The sequence below is a fragment of the Streptococcus cristatus genome, from assembly GCF_003944225.1.
GTDB classification, from domain to species: domain Bacteria; phylum Bacillota; class Bacilli; order Lactobacillales; family Streptococcaceae; genus Streptococcus; species Streptococcus cristatus_K.
The window spans coordinates 1-19,216 of record NZ_RJPN01000011.1; the positions used below are offsets into that span (position 1 = coordinate 1).

At 41.0% G+C, this 19,216-nt stretch carries 11 protein-coding genes; all 11 read right to left on the reverse strand.

Going from position 1 to position 19,216, the window contains the following annotated elements; genetic code table 11:
• A partial coding sequence (locus tag D8797_RS10450) for a KxYKxGKxW signal peptide domain-containing protein (protein ID WP_260471226.1) occupies positions 1–3,756 on the reverse strand: 3,756 nt, incomplete at its 3' end.
• A 431-nt stretch (positions 3,757–4,187) separates the two neighbouring features.
• Complete coding sequence (locus D8797_RS09165) at positions 4,188–4,364, reverse strand: hypothetical protein (RefSeq protein ID WP_048764096.1); 177 nt, start codon at positions 4,362–4,364, stop codon at positions 4,188–4,190.
• 70 nt (positions 4,365–4,434) lie between these two features.
• Positions 4,435–5,763: an accessory Sec system glycosylation chaperone GtfB gene (gene gtfB / locus D8797_RS09170; protein ID WP_125380388.1), complete on the reverse strand. Its 1,329-nt coding sequence runs from the start codon at positions 5,761–5,763 to the stop codon at positions 4,435–4,437.
• Positions 5,764–5,793: 30 nt separating this feature from the next.
• Positions 5,794–7,323 carry an accessory Sec system glycosyltransferase GtfA gene (gtfA, locus tag D8797_RS09175; RefSeq protein ID WP_125380391.1) on the reverse strand — a complete coding sequence of 510 codons (1,530 nt, stop codon included), beginning with the start codon at positions 7,321–7,323 and terminating at the stop codon, positions 5,794–5,796.
• Between the two features lie 14 nt (positions 7,324–7,337).
• Positions 7,338–8,186: a hypothetical protein gene (locus D8797_RS09180; RefSeq protein WP_125380393.1), complete on the reverse strand. Its 849-nt coding sequence runs from the start codon at positions 8,184–8,186 to the stop codon at positions 7,338–7,340.
• A gap of 267 nt (positions 8,187–8,453) precedes the next feature.
• Positions 8,454–9,629 (reverse strand): family 1 glycosylhydrolase, encoded by a 1,176-nt coding sequence (locus tag D8797_RS09185; RefSeq protein WP_125380395.1) that lies wholly within the window; start codon positions 9,627–9,629, stop codon positions 8,454–8,456.
• Positions 9,630–9,692: 63 nt separating this feature from the next.
• Positions 9,693–12,590: a hypothetical protein gene (locus tag D8797_RS09190; RefSeq protein WP_125380397.1), complete on the reverse strand. Its 2,898-nt coding sequence runs from the start codon at positions 12,588–12,590 to the stop codon at positions 9,693–9,695.
• Between the two features lie 69 nt (positions 12,591–12,659).
• Positions 12,660–15,047 carry an accessory Sec system translocase SecA2 gene (gene secA2 / locus D8797_RS09195; protein ID WP_125380399.1) on the reverse strand — a complete coding sequence of 796 codons (2,388 nt, stop codon included), beginning with the start codon at positions 15,045–15,047 and terminating at the stop codon, positions 12,660–12,662.
• Positions 15,037–16,071: an accessory Sec system protein Asp3 gene (gene asp3 / locus D8797_RS09200; protein ID WP_125380401.1), complete on the reverse strand. Its 1,035-nt coding sequence runs from the start codon at positions 16,069–16,071 to the stop codon at positions 15,037–15,039. Before asp3 ends, secA2 begins: the two co-directional genes overlap by 11 nt.
• Positions 16,068–17,627: an accessory Sec system protein Asp2 gene (asp2, locus tag D8797_RS09205; RefSeq protein WP_125380403.1), complete on the reverse strand. Its 1,560-nt coding sequence runs from the start codon at positions 17,625–17,627 to the stop codon at positions 16,068–16,070. The genes asp3 and asp2 overlap by 4 nt, the downstream gene beginning before the upstream one ends.
• The gene (gene asp1 / locus D8797_RS09210; protein ID WP_125380405.1) at positions 17,614–19,215 is read right to left on the reverse strand and encodes an accessory Sec system protein Asp1; all 1,602 of its coding nucleotides are present in this window, start codon (positions 19,213–19,215) and stop codon (positions 17,614–17,616) included. Before asp1 ends, asp2 begins: the two co-directional genes overlap by 14 nt.
• Position 19,216 lies beyond the last annotated feature (1 nt).

The window sequence follows — 19,216 nt, forward strand, 5'->3', positions numbered from 1 at the left end:
AGCTGATACAGATGCTGAGTGACTAGCGCTTACTGATGCACTTACGCTTGCACTTGCTGAAGCACTTTGGCTTGCTGTTGCTGAGCTTGATGCTGATTGGCTAGCACTGATGCTTGCTGAGATAGAAGCTGATGCGCTTTGGCTCGCACTAATTGACGCAGAGTGGCTCGCGCTTGCTGAGATAGAAGCTGAGTTCTGGTTGTTAGATGCTGAAGCTGAAGCTGATTGGCTTGCTGATACAGACGCTGAGTGACTTGCACTTACTGATGTTGAAGCACTTTGGCTTGCTGATTCTGATGCGCTTGCTGATTGGCTTGCTGATACAGACGCTGAGTGACTTGCACTTACTGATGTTGAAGCACTTTGGCTTGCGCTTACTGATGCACTTACGCTTGCACTTGCTGAGGCACTTTGACTCGCACTTGCTGAGCTTGATGCTGATTGGCTAGCACTGATGCTTGCTGAAATCGATGCTGAAGCGCTTTGGCTCGCACTAATTGACGCAGAGTGGCTCGCGCTTGCTGAGATAGAAGCTGAGTTCTGGTTGTTAGATGCTGAAGCTGAAGCTGATTGGCTTGCACTTACTGATGTTGAAGCACTTTGACTAGCTGATTCTGATGCGCTTGCTGATTGGCTTGCTGATACAGAGGTTGAGTGACTAGCACTTACTGATGCTGAAGCGCTTTGGCTTGCGCTTACTGATGCACTTACGCTTGCACTTGCTGAAGCACTTTGGCTTGCTGTTGCTGAGCTTGATGCTGATTGGCTAGCACTGATGCTTGCTGAGATAGAAGCTGATGCGCTTTGGCTCGCACTAATTGACGCAGAGTGGCTCGCGCTTGCTGAGATAGAAGCTGAGTTCTGGTTGTTAGATGCTGAAGCTGAAGCTGATTGGCTTGCACTTACTGATGTTGAAGCACTTTGACTAGCTGATTCTGATGCGCTTGCTGATTGGCTTGCTGATACAGATGCTGAGTGACTTGCACTTACTGATGCTGATGCGCTTTGGCTTGCGCTTACTGATGCTGAAGCCGATTGGCTGGCGCTCACTGATGCACTCGCTGACGCACTGGCCGAACGACTTGAGCTTACTGAAGCTGAAGCTGAGCGACTTGCACTAAGTGAGGCACTCGCTGACGCACTGGCCGAACGACTTGAACTTACTGAAGCTGACGCTGAACGACTTGCGCTAAGTGATGCACTCGCTGAGGCACTGGCTGAACGGCTTGAGCTTACACTTGCTGAAGCTGAGCGACTCGCACTTAGCGATGCGCTGGCTGATGCACTGGCTGAACGGCTTGAGCTTACGCTCGCTGAGGCTGAACGACTTGCGCTAAGCGAGGCACTCGCTGAGGCACTTGAACTTTGGCTTCCTGATACAGAAGCGGATACGCTACTGCTCACGCTCGCACTTGCTGAGGCACTTTGGCTAGCATTTGCTGAGATAGATGCTGATTGGCTCGCACTGATACTTGCTGAGTTAGATGCTGAAGCACTTTGACTTGCAGATAAAGAAGCTGAAACTGATTGGCTCAGGGATCCGCTTTCTTTAACATTTACTTGAATGTCCTTAAAGTTAAGCTGTCCCGCTTCGTCAGTAATCTTATATTTAAGTGTTACAGTTCCTGTTTTAGTAGGCGTTCCAGAAATTTGGATAGATGGAATATAACCAGTTTTACCAGCCCCTAATTCATTGGTTGTGGTAGTAACTGTTAATCCAAGTTCTTCTAGTTCTTTCTTACCATGAATCAGTTCAACCGCTTGATCTGCAAGGTAAGAACTTTGCCAAGAGCCAACAGACTTATCTCCTTTGTTATTACCATCATGAACATATAAAGTTTCATTAACTCGTTTACCGACTTCAACTTCAGGAACTAGTGGTTCAGGGGAAGGAATTAGTGAGTCTTTACTCTTATTGATAATTGACTCCTGCGCAGCCTCAGTTACAACTTCTTCTGGACGGCCTAGATAGGTAAAGAATTCAGCATCCTTACCTCCCAATCCATCATTATGTCTGACAAGATAATTAGGATTTTCAGTTTTAACAGTCCCCGTAACAGTGACTTTAGGAACATAGGTAAAATCAGCACGTCTTTCCACTCCTTGAACAAACCTCAAGCCCATCGGTTTGGTCCAACCACCATTACCAGTGTACAAAGTAATAGCATTTCTAGCATCTTGCTCATATCTATACTGTTTATCATTATGGAAATAGTAGGTTTCATTGACTGTGTCTCCTACTTTATATTTTGCAAGAGGAGCCAGTGCTTCTTTTTTCCCTTCGGCATCATACGTTACAGCAGGTCCCTTAAACTGAGTAGTAGTAAGGTTCATGAATATGCTGGTTTGAGGAAAGCTACGTCCATCAAAGGTCACATCCAGATTGATACTACTTCTAAATGCTTTTGGATTATCACTCTTGAAAGTTACATATGGAATATAACGTCCAGGAGCCACTTCCACACGACCTGTTTCCGAGGTAATATTATATTTCTCTTGTGCTTCTTGCCAGTTTCGAGTCTCTAGAGTTTGTCTTGGAGAAAGTCCTGCAAACTCACTATCCTTATATGAACCGTAAGGATATTCGTCCGCATCAAATTGAGACTTATGCATATAATATGTTACCGAGAAAGGAACACCTGCTCGTCCCAGAAAGACCCGTTGTCTATTTAAACGACCCGTTGTTTCTGGAGAGTTGATGCTATATGGATCGGTATTTAGAAAGAAAGGTTCTTTTGATCCAGTATCGATCGGATTTGCTCTAAATCCAGAATACCCTGTCTTTGCTGCAGTCGCTACAGTATTGTCAACCTTTTGGTTTTTCTCAGCTTGCTTAGTTGTATCCTTACCTTGGGCTTGGTTCTTATCTGCTACAACACCAGCTGCGATGTTGTTGCTTGTTGTTGCTGCTTGGCTTGTGCTAAGAGCTGCACTTGCCAAACTTTGGTTAGCACTACCTGATACAAGACTTGCCGCAGGGTTGACCTTAAGGTTGAGCGATGCAGAAGCTGAGGTAGACACAGAAGCCTGAGCTGATGGTTCGCTAACAACTGATGTACTCTCAACTACAGAGGCAGGTGCTTGAGCGCTTGCTGACTCTGATGGTGTAGAGCTTACTGATGCAGATGCTTTTGCACTTGCTGAGACTGATGTAGGAGCTGATGCTGATTGACTTGCTGAGGCAGATTGACTGACTGAAGCTGACTGACTTGCTGAGGCAGATTGACTGACTGAAGCTGACTGACTTGCTGAGGCAGATTGACTGACTGAAACTGACTGACTCGCACTCGCTTGATCCTCAACAGATTGACTGACTGATACAGAAGCTGTTGCAGATGCTTGTTCTGCTTGAGCTTTCTTTACTTCCGCTTGCGCTTGAGCGATGATTGAGTTGGCACTTGTTTCAGTTGTTTCAGCTACTTTCGGTTCAGCTGCGATGACTGTTTTATCCTTTTCTGTATACTCAGATGTTTCATCCGCATAAACAGTTTGCTCTTGAGTCATCACAAATCCTGCAGCCCCCGCGGCCAGGATTCCCCCTATACCCGCTAGCGTGTTAAAACTAAGGTGTGCGTGATCAAGTTCTTCAGTGTCTGACAGGGTACTAGAGACAACTTCGCCCATCCCACCGATACGGAAGAGATCCAATTGAGAGTTCGAGGCTTTTACCCAGTTTTTACCCGACTTGTAAAGCTTATAACGCTTTTTCTCATCTACGATCTCGAAATCTTTGTTAAATTTTTTACTTCGAAACATTCGATTCCTTTCTTTTATCCAATTGCGACCCTTTGTTAATCTCATGACCATTAACAAAGTGTAGATTGCGCTGCCTCCCAAAACCAGAGTTAATAAAAGTTGCAGTCAGTTTCAGTTTTTATCCCTTTGACTCAGAAAAAGCAGATTCCATCTGGGATATACCAGCCGTTTTTATCCAGTATATACCACTCATCATTTTACCAAAACGGATTCCCCTTTTCAAGTAATTATATGTAAAATAACAAATGAAAATAGCTAATTTTTTCAGAAAATCCGCTTTTAAGCTTCAAATTGTTGAAAGCGTTTTATTATCTTTCGAACCCCCTACTCCCCCTTTCACACTAGTTCAATTAGATAGAGGCAAAAAAACCTTGACGATTTGCTCGTCAAGGTTCATCTTTTCCAGAGACCTCCTCCATCCAGAAAAAATCCTAGAAAAAGTGTCCCAACTGCATGATGATTGTGACCAAGAGAGTGATAAGAAAAAGAATGCCACCTAACACTGCAATCATACTAAACTCTTGCTTCTCTCTTTTCAACGGTCTCCTACGATTATCTAGTTGCTCGTTGATATGTTCCTGCAGAATTCCCTTTTTCTTCTCTGGCATGATTGTCCTCCTTTACTAAATCTGCATAAAGGAACTTGCCTTCATCGAAAGCAAGTTCTCATGTATCTGGTTAAAGAATAGTCTTATATTGCTCCAAACTAGCTTGATTAGCAGCCTGTTTCTGTCTAGTAAGTGCTGCTTCCATCTCTGATGAGTGGGCAAGGACACTTTGAGTCTTATCCACCATGCCTGAGACATTTTCTGGCGCATAAATGTGATCATCCGCAATAAATCGACGGCTATGACAAGTATTTGTGAAACTGAGAATCAACATGTTGTTCTCAAAGGCTGTGCGACAAGCATTAAGGATTTCATCGCTGATATTGATATCTAGATACAAGTCACATCTCTCAAAAAGCTCTGCAACCTTTGCCGGACGAATATTTGGATAAAGCGAAACATTCGGATAACGATTGAGCCCCATCAAATGGCCAGACATTTCTGTGATGGCTCCAATATGGAAATGTACATTTGGTAGCTGAGTCAAGAGTTGCTCTATTTGCTCAAGCTGATCACTATTGGTCAAAATCAAGGCTTCTGGATTCATATTATTAAGACGTTGGTAATCATAAATATAACCAATATTGTGGAAATAGACTTTTTCTTCCGGTGTTGCCAAGCTTTGAATTTTCTCATATACCTGTCTGTCCTGAACAGCGATGCGGATATTGCGATGAGGCATTTTCATAGCTACTTTCATATTTCCAGGTAAGGCTTCTCCGATAGGCTCCTGCCAGAAAAGAACATCTTCTGCACGACCATTTTTAGGACGAAGAGCGTAGGCCACCAAGAAGGGGGTTGCTAGAGAATTATAAATAATACGATCTGTATCATATCCACGATATTGCAGATAAAAGACGACAAATTCTTGTTTAGATTTAAAAATATGACGCTTTCCTTCAAGTGTCAAGATGATATCACCAGTCAGATGATTTTCCATAATGACCACGACATTGCTCTGGTCAAAATAACGAGTATGGGTCGGACGTTGTGTCTGGTCGTAGGTTATTTGTGCAAAAAGCCGTCCTTTGCGATTGTAGATATCTGCCGCTCGGACTTGCCCCTCTGTATCCAACCATTCGACAGCCCGCACACGTCTTTCATGTGTCGGTTGGCGATAGAAAATATTCGCACGCTTCTTGCCCATATCCAAGATTTCGCCATTTACATTGCTGGAGCGAATCTCCCATAGATGCGGTTTGGGGACAAGATTAAAATAAATTGGACGGCCCTCTGGTGTGTCCAAATCTCCTGTAAAATAACTGTAAGGAGACTCGACATCTGGTGAAAGATAGCCATCGTCTTGTACAACAACAACAGGACAATCAAGTCCTGTTGCTTTTAATGAACGTAATAAATCAAAACTTGCTTGATCATAGCGGTCAAACAAACAAATCATAGTGGTTATGCCTTTCTTTCTGAATCCTACTTAGTTGGTCTGAGCCGATTGGACAAGATCAGACCAGCGCTGGGCAATATGCTCATCAAGGTAAGGCTCAGCTATCTCGTAGGATACACGGGACAAATCTTCCTGAGAATGTTGAGTTAATAGCTGAACAATCTTTTCCGCATACTCTGTCGTCATGGCATCTAGATCATCTGGACGAGCCTTGGGAATCAGGTAGCCATTTTCTCCATCGCGGATAAAGGTTGGATTTCCATAACGTACATCAAAGCCAATGATGGGCAGGCCAGAACCTACTGCTTCCAACAGAGTCAGACCAAAACCTTCACTTGTCGATGCTGCTAGATAAGCGGAATAATTTTTGTAAATATCCGCCATATGATGATGCCCCATCAGTCGAATATACTCTTCTGCTTGCAGATCCGCAATCAGCTTCCGCAACATAGCTTCCTCACCACCGGTGCCATAGATATCAAAGGTGATTTCCGGTAATTGCTCATGCGCCTTCACTACAGAGTGAATTAGCCAATCGATATGCTTTTCACTGGCCAAACGAGAAGCTGTCATCAAACCAAAAGGTTTCCGCTGACCTTCTGGTCGGCGCAGCTGATCCAAGCTGCCCACAGGAATAGTTAAAATATTCTTCGGCTTGATGTCGGTATACTGAGCAAACTGCTCTTTCAGCAGCTCTGTTTGAGCATCCGTCGAGTTGATGATGTAGTCCACTTCTTCTGCATATTCAAATTGATACTCGTAGTAATTATTCCACAGGATATAATCTTGTTCCGCAGGATTTTCACTGAAGTGGTCCGCATGAACGATGACAGCTAGTTTGGCAGACCCCTTATTTGCGAAGATTGGCTGGCCAATATCCGTCTCCCTGTCTAATATCAGTAAATCCTTGTCTGTCAACTTCAAGCTTCTCATGAAATGAGCAACAAACTCCTGCTTGGAGTAGAAGACCTGATCTGGAAAACGATAAACTTGCGTTTCTGGCTTACCATCCACTTCATCGATAATCTCTTCGTAAGCCACGCTGCCATCTTCATTGAGCCAAGTCCGTTGGTAGAGACGAGCCCGACCATCTACAGGACTATAGTATTCAATAAAGTTTTTGGTATAAGTATAATATTCTTTCTGAATGAGACAGCCACGCGAAACAATCTCTGCCCGCTCAATCAGCTCATTATCCATATCGCAAGCATAGCACGTTACGAAATCATTATCTCCAAACAAGATCCGAAAGGTCTTATTCTCAGGATTACGGACGATTTCTAGAGGTTCTCTATCAAAACTAGCTAAGACTTGTGCTAGAGTGTAGGTCGTTGGAGCAATCTTAACATCTGTAAAATACTGATAGAGCCAAATGACCTCAGAGTCTTCAAAACCGATATTCTTCGTCAAATGTTCAATATTATCAGCTGAAATAAAATCCATAAAGATGAATTTTGCCTCTAAGCCCACACTGCGAAGCAATTTTGCACGATAAATTTGTGCGTACTCGACTCCGCTGCTTGCCCAACCAATTCCTAGGTTGATGTTATAAATTGTCATAAACCATGTTCCTCTTACAAAAGACTATCTTTTTTAATTCTTGAAAGTCGTTTGATGATTTTTCCTTTCTTCTTTTTCCCTTTTTCTTTATCTTCGTCTTTTGATTTTTTGACAGGAGAAGTGAAGTAAGTAACGGGAACAGAGCTATCTGTACCTGTCTTAGCAAATGTTTGCTCAATATTTACAACTTCTTTTTGTGGAGCAGAGATTTCTACTGGGACTTCTTCCTCACCAAAAATATCTGATTCGTTTACTTCTTCTTCGTGCGCTTCAAGAGAAGCTTCATCAAATAAACTTTCAGCTTCAACTTGCTCATTTGAAGCCTCGTCTTCTTCCAAAGGTGTATCAAACAAACGCGTAGCTTCATCTTCCTCTAAAGGAGTATCAAATATGCTTGCAAATTCGTCGTCTTCCGAAGCTTCCTCGATTAGACTTGCGATGTCAATTTGACCCTCTAAAGTTTCTTCGTCTAGAATCTGACCAATTTGACTAAGAAGCTCTTTGATTTTTTCCTTTTGCGCCTTATAGAGTTGTTCCGTTTCAAGACGTTTTTTCGTCAATTCATCGATCTCTTCAAGGATAGACGATCTTACTTGTAAGAAGTCTTTCTGGGCTTTTTCTAGAACCTCTTGAGCCTCTTTTTCTGCCTTTTCATGTGCTTCAATAATCAGCGATTTAGCATAAACAACGGCTTCACCGATTTCTCTTTCTTGGTTCTTTAAAGCATCAATTTTTTTACGTAAAGATTCTATTTTCTCATTCTTTTTACGAATTTCACTATCAAATCCTTCTTCTAACGATTCAATGTATTCTTCAACTTCCTTGGCACGATAGTTACCAAATAGGGTCTTTTTAAGTCTCATTCTGCTCCCTCTATTCTTCATTTATTCTAATTATATACTATCTTATCAATTGTAGCATAAAATGACGCTTATTACCATTGTTTTATAAGTCTCCGAGCAAAAAAATCCGGATACTACAGGAGCAAATAAAATTCTATTTACCCGCTAAATCTATGGTTCTCTTAGTTTTGTAACCTTATTCTTTTATAAGCAAAAACACCTGAATAGATGACATATAATCCATTCAGGTATTTTCATAAAAGGTAACTAGATGTAAACGCATCTAGTTTAGAAATTGAGATCTACCCAGCTGAGAGGTGTATAGCCAAGAAGCTCAACGCCATCATATTCTACTGTTTTAACGATCTCTTGAATATTCGTTTTTAGCTCTTCTATTGAGCGGCTGTCTGACTCATCTAATACTAGATCATCTTCCACAATAAATAGTGGCTTTTGATAGCGGTCATAAAGATTATTCATAGCTAGGCGAAGACCTACAGGATCAATTGGATTCTTATTGGTATTATTATAGCCATATTTATTGATAAAGACTTCTTGAGAATTACTAGATGCATGGTAGCTAAAGCTAACAAAATCAACCTTTCCGACTCGTAGGTCAAAGAAGTCATCATTTTCAATATCTAAAGCAATCTGCTCACGTTCCAAACGACGCAAGAAATGGTTTGGATAAGAACCACGAACTTGTACATCTGTAAAGACATAGTTTTCACGGTTCTTAACTTCTGCTTCCATCGCATCAATCGCACTATCTAAATTCTGACTATAGTTACGACTGACTACCAACATGCCACCAAATTGAAATTCTGGATTGATTGATTTTCCAAGCTTAACAGCACGTGCCGAAGCGACTAATTGATAATGAGCCGCCTGCCAGATTCGTTGGTTTCGATTTTCTCCATCTTCAAAGGACAGACCACCACCAAGATATGGTAAATGGTGTAAAATATTAAATTCATTAAAGGTAATCCAATATCTTACCTTGTCTTTAAAATGTCTGAAAACAGCTTCTGTATAATGCTCATAAAGTTCAATCATCTTGCGGCTCTTCCACGCACCGTATTTTTCATACAGATGAAGAGGAAGATCGAAATGACTTAAAGTTACAATCGGTTCAACATCCTTTTGCAACACTTGATCAATGATAGTCTCATAATATTTCAAACCTTCTTCACTTGGCTGCGCTTCTTCTCCAGTTGGGAAAATTCGCGCCCAAGAGATAGAAATTCTATAAACATTGAAGCCCATCGATTGAATCATATTCAAATCACTAACATAATCCGGTTGACTCGCTAAAGTAAATTGTCCCAGAAGATCATAGGCACCTATTGGTACTTTTTTGTAGTTGATTTCCCCTGTCAGTACTCCTATACGTGGTTCACTAATTGGTAATACATCCGTCGTTCCCAAACCTTTATTGCTGTTGGGCATCGTATTTCTAATCATAATGACTCCTTTTGATTTTGTGAATATATATGGATACTATTGCATCCTCTAGTATCTTTAAAATTATCGCTGGTCTTTCTTATTTTGAGTGATTGAAGCCAATCCAGATAATGTACTAGCGACATTTTTTAAGTCAGGAGAAATTGGCTGTGAACCTGGTCTTACCATCTGATATGCCTCTTGATCTGTTACACTCAAGTTTGGAGTTGTAGATACTTGAACAGACAAGCTTTCTTGAGATAGTGCAACCGCCTCTGAAAGTTCCTGAGATGCAAGGTTCATACTATCAAGCGATTCTTGTTGATAGGCAAGACGCATTGACTCTGTTCGAGACAAGCTAAGTGACAGAGATTCTGAGACTTGTAAACTATGTGATACTGACTTAGACTCTGAAACACTCTGTCTGTAAGAAAGCAACTCTGAGACTGAAATGCTATAAAACTCAGATAAGGAAACTCTCACAATACTTTGACTGATTTGCTCTGATTCACTCAGGGAAATCGACTCACTCAAACTAAAGGAAGTTGAGATGCTGACACTATGACTAAGAGATTCGGAAAGACTGATAGAGGCTGAGGTACTCTGACTAACCGACTCTGAAACTGAAATTAACTTGCTCTCATATGCAGATTGGGCAACAGAAGCACTAACTGAGAGTGACGAACTGAGCCAATTGTACTCTGAAATTGATTGACTCAAACTTAAAGAAGTTGAAAGGCTCGCACTTTCACTTAATGATTCAGAGATACTGAGGCTCTGGCTAAGACTTTCAGACTCACTCAAACTCAAGGAGCTTGAAACACTCAGGCTTTGACTCAAGGATTCTGAAACACTGAGGCTCTGACTAAGGCTCTCAGACTCACTCAAGGAAACTGATTCACTTAAACTAAAGGCAGTTGAAAGGCTTGCACTCTGACTGAGAGATTCTGAAACACTCAGAGAGAGTGAAGCACTCTGACTAATAGAGTCGGAAAGCGATGTTAACTTGCTTTCCAATTCAGATTGGGCAACAGAAGCACTAACTGAGAGTGACGAACTGAGCCAAGTATATTCGGAAAGTGATTCACTCAAACTAAAGGAAGTCGAAATGCTTGCGCTCTGACTCAAGGATTCTGACACACTAAGGCTCTGGCTCTCTTGTTCAGATTGACTGACTGAAATTGACTCACTGAGACTCAAAGAATGTGAAGCGCTGACACTTTGGCTCAAGGATTCTGAAAGGCTGAGACTCTGACTAAGACTTTCAGATTCACTCAAAGAAGCGGACTCACTCAAACTTAAGGAGCTTGACGCACTGAGACTTTCGGATTCACTCAAGGAAATTGACTCACTCAAGCTGAAAGAAGTGAAGACGCTCACACTCTGACTGAGAGATTCTGAGACACTAATAGACTCGGAAATTGATGTCAATTGGCTTTCCAATTCGGATTGAGCAACAGAGGCACTAACCGACAATGAAGAACTTAACCAAGTATACTCGGCAATGGACTCACTCAGGGAGATTGAATCGCTCAAAGAGACTGACTCACTGAGACTGAGGGAGGCTACTGTCCACTCACTCAAAGATTCTGAAAGAGAAAGAGACTGGCTATGGCTAAGTGATTCTGATAGCTGCTGACTCTCCTTGGCTGATTCAGATTCGAAAAGAAGTTGAGAAAATGCTTCACTCAAGGATAGAGACTGACTGATGCTCAAAGATTCAGATGCCGAAAGGCTAAGTGAAGTAAACTCAGACTGAGCCAACCATTCAGAAGTAGAGAGGCTCAGGCTAGTGCTAAGAGAAATCAAGAAAGTATCTGGCTTATGTTCGTTTACTGAAAGTGAATACGCTTCCTCCTCATAAACTGAATCTGAAAGACTCATAGAAGTCTCTTCTAAGGCACTGAGAGACTCAGATTCTGAAAGGCTCAGACTGGCACTAATGGATTCTGACAGAGAAACTGACTGACTATCCGCTACCGAAGTTGAAACGAATTCGCTAAGAAGGATAGAAGCTGACTCGGAAAGACTCTCGCTTGCACTGATAGAAGCGGATAACCATTCACTCTCATAGAGTGAATCTGATTCTGATATGCTGAGAGATTCAGATTCAAAGATACTCCAGTATTCAGACTCAGAAAGACTCTCACTGGCGCTGATAGAAGCGGATAGCCACTCACTCTGATAGAGTGAATCTGATTCTGATATGCTGAGAGATTCAGATTCAAAGATACTCCAGTATTCAGACTCAGAAAGACTCTCACTGGCGCTGATAGAAGCGGATAGCCACTCACTCTCATAGAGTGAATCTGACTCTGAGATACTGAGGGACTCAGATTCGAAAATACTCCAGTATTCAGACTCAGAAAGACTCTCACTTGCACTGATAGAAGCGGATAGCCATTCACTCTCATAAAGCGAATCTGACTCTGAGATACTGAGGGATTCAGATTCGAAAATACTCCAGTATTCAGACTCGGAAAGACTCTCGCTGGCGCTGATAGAAGCGGATAGAGATTCATCCTCAAGAACCAGCTCAGATTCTGAATCTGACTCTGAGATACTGTGAGAAGAGTCTAAAGAATAAGTCTCTAATGAATCATTTTCCCACAGCGAATCTTGAAGAGGACTCTCGCTTATTGAAACAGAGGCACTATCGAAATGTTCAGCAGACAAACTCATTGAGGTCGAAACGCTCATTGATAAACTTTGGCTGACATTTTTTATCAGATCATCTACTACCAAGCTATTGTTGGCTTGGAAATCCTCAAAGTCTTCCATAATAGAAATTGGCTCTGTCTGTGGTTTTAATTCTTCATTAATACCTAACACAACCTGATTCTGCTCTTGGGGTTTTCGGCTAATCGGTTTTAAGATGGCTGCATCCGGATCATAATAATTATCATCCTCCGTCACCAATCGTTTAAACTTCGATATAACGCGCTTAAACCCCTTTGCTTTTGCTTTATTATTCTTACCCATAAATATACATTTTCTCCCGAATGCAGTTATATCCTTATTATAAAGTCTATAGCACAATCTGTCAAAACTTTAGCCAAAGAAAACCTCTAATTTCCCTGTAGGCTGAACATTGACATAACTAAGCGCCATATTTTTTATAATTTTAAGATTCATGTCTGCATTCATTCTCTTATATGACTCAAAAGCCTCTTTATGAAACTCATATACAGGATTCTTTTGTGCATAACCTTGACTAACCACTAAAGTTTGAAATTGTTGGAGATAGTCAACTTGCTCCACCCAGCAATCATCCACTGCTCTTAACACTGCGATGCGTTGAAGCTGCCCAAATAGTTCTAAATCCTCAATTCTATCGCGTTTTCGCTGATATTCTTCAATGAAAAGCTTAGATAGGAACTTCTTAACTTGACGAATATTTGTCACATCTAAATCTCTCGGAATGCCTTGACAATAGTAGCTAATGTTATCCAAAACAAATCGATACAAATCAGCCTGTTCTTTAAATGGATGCTTCTTCATATAGGCGTCCATAGCATCTGATAAAACAGATAAAAAATATTCTAGTTTAAAGTCAGAATGAGCAATAATGTCATTGCGCTTATTATAAATGATTTGCCGTTGAATTCGGATACTTTCGTCATACTGCTCCGTTGATCGTCTTGAAGCAGCTGCCGCATTATCGCTGTTTCTCTGAGCTTCTGTCACCTCATATTTAATACGAACCGATTTTAGATGAACCTTCTGTTTTTCCTCTGGCTTGGCGACTTCTTTCTGATAAAAATCATTGATCCATTTACTGCCAGTCTTTGTAATAATATCATCTTCGAGTGAAACAAAGAATTTACTTAGTCCAGGTGCGCCTTGACGGCCTGCACGACCACGAAGCTGCAAGTCCACTCGTTCGCTGGACATTCTCTCTGTTCCAATAATCGCCAGTCCGCCTAATTTAGCAACGCCTTCTTCTAAGATAATATCCGTTCCCCGACCAGCCATAGAGGTTGCGACAGTTACCGCAGAACGCCGGCCAGCCTGTGCAATCATCTCTGCTTCTTTTGCTGCATTGTAGGCATTTAGCACGTTATGAGCAATTCCTTCCTGCAGCAGGAGCATGGAGTAAATTTCTGACATTCTTACCGATCCTGTCGCAATCAGAACTGGCTGCCCCTTTTTGTGTAATTTTTTAATATAATCCAAAGAAGCATAAAGTTTTTGAGGGATAGTTAGATAGATCTCATCTGGATAATCAATCCGTTGATTGGGCTTTCTAGTAGGTACAACGACCACTCCCAAGTCATACACTTCACGAAATTCATCTTCACAGACCTTCCCTGTACCCGTCATCCCCGCCAATTTAGGAAACATCTTGAACAAATTTTGATAGGTAATAGAGGCCATGGAGCGTGTTTCTAAGGAAATCTTTACGCGTTCTCTCGCTTCCAAGGCTTGGTGCAAACCAGATTGGAGTTTATTCCCTTCTAAAACTCGCCCGGTTGCCTCATCCATCAACTTAACTTCACCATTTTCTACAGTATACTGACGATCTTTTTCAAATAAATGATTGGCCCTTAAGGCCAAATTGATTTGACGGATCAGTTGGTAGTTATTTGGATCGTAAGCATTTTGTACACGGAAGTATACTTCTGCTTCCTTGACACCTTTTCTCGTCAACCAGACTGAAGTCCGAGTCGAATCTAGCTTAAAATCTTCCCCTTCCTTCAAGGTCTTAACAAACTCATCACAGGTAACAAATAGATTGGACTGAACCCGCGGAGAGCCTGATATAATCAGAGGCATCTGTGCACTATCCAAGAGAGCTGCATCAACCTCATCCACTAAACAGAAATAGAACCTAGGCAAGAATTTCTTTGCTTGAGAGGTTGCTAAATTTTCTTCAAGGTAATCAAATCCCAGCGCACTATGTGTTGTGTACACGATATCACTTTGATAAATCCGCTGCTTTTGCGCAACCTTCAATTTTTTAGCTGGATTTTCTGAAACACCAATCCCAACTGTCATTCCTAAGTAATGAAAAACAGGAGCCATTTGTTTAGCGTCACGTATCGCCAAATACTCATTGGCCGTAACTAAGATGGCGCTGTTTCCAGTTAAAGCATTTAAGTACAAGGGCAGAATTGCTGTTAGTGTTTTGCCCTCTCCCGTCCTCATCTCGGCAATCTGATTGTCTTGCATGACTAAGGCACCTAAGATTTGCACATCGTAAGGATAGAGCCCCAAGACACGCTTAGCCGCTTCACGAATGGTGGCATAGGCTTCTGGTAAAATTTCCTGTAGCCTTTCTCCCTTAGAAAGACGGCCTTTAAACCATTGAGTTTTAGACTGCAATTCTTTATCTGACATGGCTTCATAATTGTCAGAAAGCTGATTAATCTTTTCTAAGATTTTTTTATACCGCCTTAGTTTAAAGGAATTAGCTAAATGTAATTTTTTAGGCTTCATTCTTTCTCATCCACTCTTCCGTTTTCTCCAAGTCTATTTTTTGAAGCAAAAAGGACTGATCCAACAAATAATCAATTTTGGTTAGTACCCGCGGCCTATTTTTCAGATGGGCATACTCTTTTACTCTAGCTGAATTGAAGCGTTCCAGTAGCAAATCTCTAAATAAAGGATAATTTACCCTATTTTGATAGCGAACAAGAACATGCTGATAATCCAATTCTGGCATGAAATCATCAGTCACTAAAGCATAGGCATTTTCAAATTGCTGTGAGTAAAGCAAGGCTGCGATATTTGAAATCGGCCCATAGCCAGCAAAAGCGACCTTTTCAAAAGAATATTCTCGAGACAGCTTTTCAATTGTTCCAAGTAAGATTTCGAAGAACTCTTTTTCCATATACAAAAGAGCGTCTTTATAGGAAGAATTGACTACCAACAAATTTGGAAAATGTTCCCGAACAATTTCTGAAATGTAACCCGTCCGATTAAAATCAGGCTCCGTAAAGCAAACGTAAATCGTCTCTTGATTGACGTCCTTATGCAACAATTTCGAAATCCAATAGCGATCGACAGTATAATCTGCCACACCTTCTTCAGCAATATAGATGCTTTCAAACAAGAAACGATGGCAACCTGAACTCACTAATTGAATTTTATAATGATGGGTATTATTAGGAACACGAACGCTCATGGTCTCACCCTGCTTAATGATTTGATTAAAAATCTCCTCATCACGCGCATTCATAAATTCAATCTTCAAGTAGGTCGAATTTTCAGGAAGAGTCTCCAGATGGCTGCCAAAGATATATTTTTCTCCTCGCTTCAATTCAGGAAGCTGACTCGTATTTCGTAAAGCCTGATAGTTTGCTTGCGAATGCCATTCATGAATGACTGTACCAGACGGCATGAACTGATTCTCATATAAGACATGCCCATCTGCTAGCAGCTTCACAGACGATCCATATAGATACTGTGATACACTTTGCATATCCCAATAAGCAAAATAGATTTCTTCCTTGTATCTCACGAATCAAACTTCCTTTCAAAACTATTCACTAATAAAGTTTTATATTGATTAAAGAACCATTCGACAATTCCTTGCGTATCATCATTGTGTCGTCCAGTCAATCCTTTACTAATGACATTAACGCGGTAAGCTCGCTTCCCTAGCTCTTCTAGCATATCAGGGTAGGCCGTACCATCGTAGTCATCATGATACATATAAGACACAATAAATTTTGTCCTTGAAAAATCAGCCTCTTTGAATGCTGTCCAGAAGTGCTCATTAAGTTGAGCTGTTCCTTCCTCTGATAATTCTCCTGTTGTACGAAGCACCAAATCTAAAGAAGTAGGAAAACCTCCGGGACGAATCGTGGATTCATTCTCTGCAATATCGCCTAAATTTACTAAAGGCTTACCAACAATCACTGCATGAGGCTCTAACTTGGAAGCATAATACAGGGCTCCAAAGGTCCCCATTGATAGTCCGGATAAGGTCAACTGATCCCTTGTAAAGCCTAATTCATCTAAGCAGTGATGAATGACCTGAACAAGCTTTTGCTCTAGCTCTTCTGAGCCGAGATAGAAAGCACCACCCTCAGAACGCGGATCTCCAATCAGCAAGAATGGGGCTCCCAAATTGTTCATCATCCAGTATCCCTCAAACCCTTCAGCTGGACGATAACCAGAAAAATAAATATTGAGAGGTGGCTTCAAATCACCAGGATGGAAGTAGTAAATCAATTCCTCCCGATTTTTATCCACAACACGATTTCCACCAATCAACAAGTCCCCATAACCCAAATGAGACTGGCGATGGTGGAATGGTCCAATTTTCACAATTCCTTGCCCCTTTACTTGAACACTGACGCTTAGGTAATAAGAATCGCTGGTATCCAAAACGAGAGGCTTATCAAAAGATTCTTCATCATAAATCCACTCTTGCATGGGAGAATTGCCAACTGGATAACCCTTGATGACATAACGAATTGCGCAATCTTCAGAATTTCTGAACTCTGGCCATAAATCCAAAGGGGCGTCTGCGCTCAGAAAGATATTGTACTGATAGGTTGCTACAGTTTGGTAATCCTCACCATATTGGCCACACAGACGGAGATAGTTAGTTCCTTCATAGTTAATCTGACCTGAGAAGGAGGGATTGACAGCTAGATGATTAACACTGAGCTTGGTACCACTTTGCTTGGAAGAAAAGCCCCGTGAAAAAAGATACAGCATCTGAGCTGGATCTTCAAAAGTAGACTGAACGGCCCTTTTGCGTAAAAGGAATCTTTCCAAAGTTTTTGTAGTGATTTGACAGCGCTCATGATAAAACAAGCGATAAACCTGAATTAAGCTGTCCAATACTGTAATGTACTCAAAATGCTCAACAGTATCGACCAATACAACATCATAGGGCTTAACAGCCTTCGGTTTCTTCCCATCCTTTTTTAAAATACCGATATCTTCTGGCAAGAGAGACATGATATCTTCTGGTTTAACAAATGTCCATGCGATATTACTAGGAATCTCATATTGGTGCTGCCAATTCTCATTGGCAATCTGTAGGACACTAATTCTGTTCATTTAGCTTTAATTCCTTTATCGTATTTTTCCACATTTCGACAATTTCTCCCCTTGTATACAGCTCAATCCTCTTAACCGAATGCACCAAAGACTGATTCCAGTGTTCCAAATCTGTGAGGTAATACAAGAGTGCCTCTATCAGGTTAGAAATATCATCCATGATCCAACCATTTTCGCCATGCTTCACATAGGAAGAATTATACAAATTCACTTGAGGAATTCCTCCACTGATACCCGCAATTTGAGTTCGTATATCTGCCGGGCTTCCCAAATCCAAGATGACGCGAACATACTTCAGAGCCTTCGCCAAATCGGTATCACTATGAATCACCACAGTATCAATTCGCTCTCTGGGGCTATCATCATCTTCTAAGCGTGGATCACCACTCTTAGTAGCCTTATCCTTGTCAACAAGGAGCAATTTTTCTGCATACTTTGTTGATGATAAAGATTCCTCAAGAAACTGTCGAATAGAAGCTTCTCGACCAAAATCCTGACTCTGCGTCCCAACCAATAAGTCAATCCACTCATGTTGTAACATCATATCAAACAAGGAAGTAAAGACATATTGAAGATGATGTTCTGGTAAAGTATCGAAATTGACATAGATGATCAACTCTTTTTTCCGCTGACTATGCCCAAGATTCAACTGTGTATCATAAGGTGGAATTTCATAATAAGCAGGAAGTTGCTCTTCTTCTACTTCCCCCACTTGTTCTGCAATCTTCACAATTTTATCCAAGCTATCTACCACAAAAAATGGGGTATCTTTTAAATCAGAGAATAATTGTTCTATATTCGTAATCGGATAGCGATTGCCAAAGAAAGACAGAACAACAAGATGATCCTTCTTAATCTTTTGGAAAAAATGATTATGCTGCACATCTGCTGAAACAATAATCGAATCATCCTTGGTTAAAACAGAAGCCAAATGCTGCTCTAGCTTTTCTTTAACAAGCTCCTCAATATTCTGATAGACATCCTTGGCAAATGTGCCTTGTGCTTCAGGATTGATAATGACCTGCTGGTTATCAGCTGTCAAAAATTCTCTGAATTGCCATATTCCTTGTGCATTCAGATAGTCCTGATAATAAGGCTGATTATGCTCAAAATAGATAATACTGGAGACAAAGCCACGGTCATCAAAAACAAGCTGATAATCTATCTGATTATTTTCAAAATAGGTAATATCAAAAATATTACCTATTTGTGAAAAATTAATCTGAGCATGAGGTAGGTGATCGACGTAAACATCTACAATAAAAGGAGTATAAAAGATTTCTGCTCCCTGAGGCCATTTCAAATCATCCAAACGAATTTTTCGTGCAGGCACGTCTGTCAGACCTTGTATGCTATCAAATAGATTCCACATTTCATCTGATGAAAGTCTTTGTTGATAAAAGAAAGTCCGGATATGAGGTGAATAATTCAAAATCAGGACAGAGTTGGCTTCTCCTGATTGTTGAAACATCCGCAATAAATTTACGGCATCGTCAAACATCATATTTTTCGGCTGCAGATAGAAAGGTAGGGCAGTAGAATACCATTTCCGATCTTGTTTATACCAAGAAGGTACAAAGTAAAACATA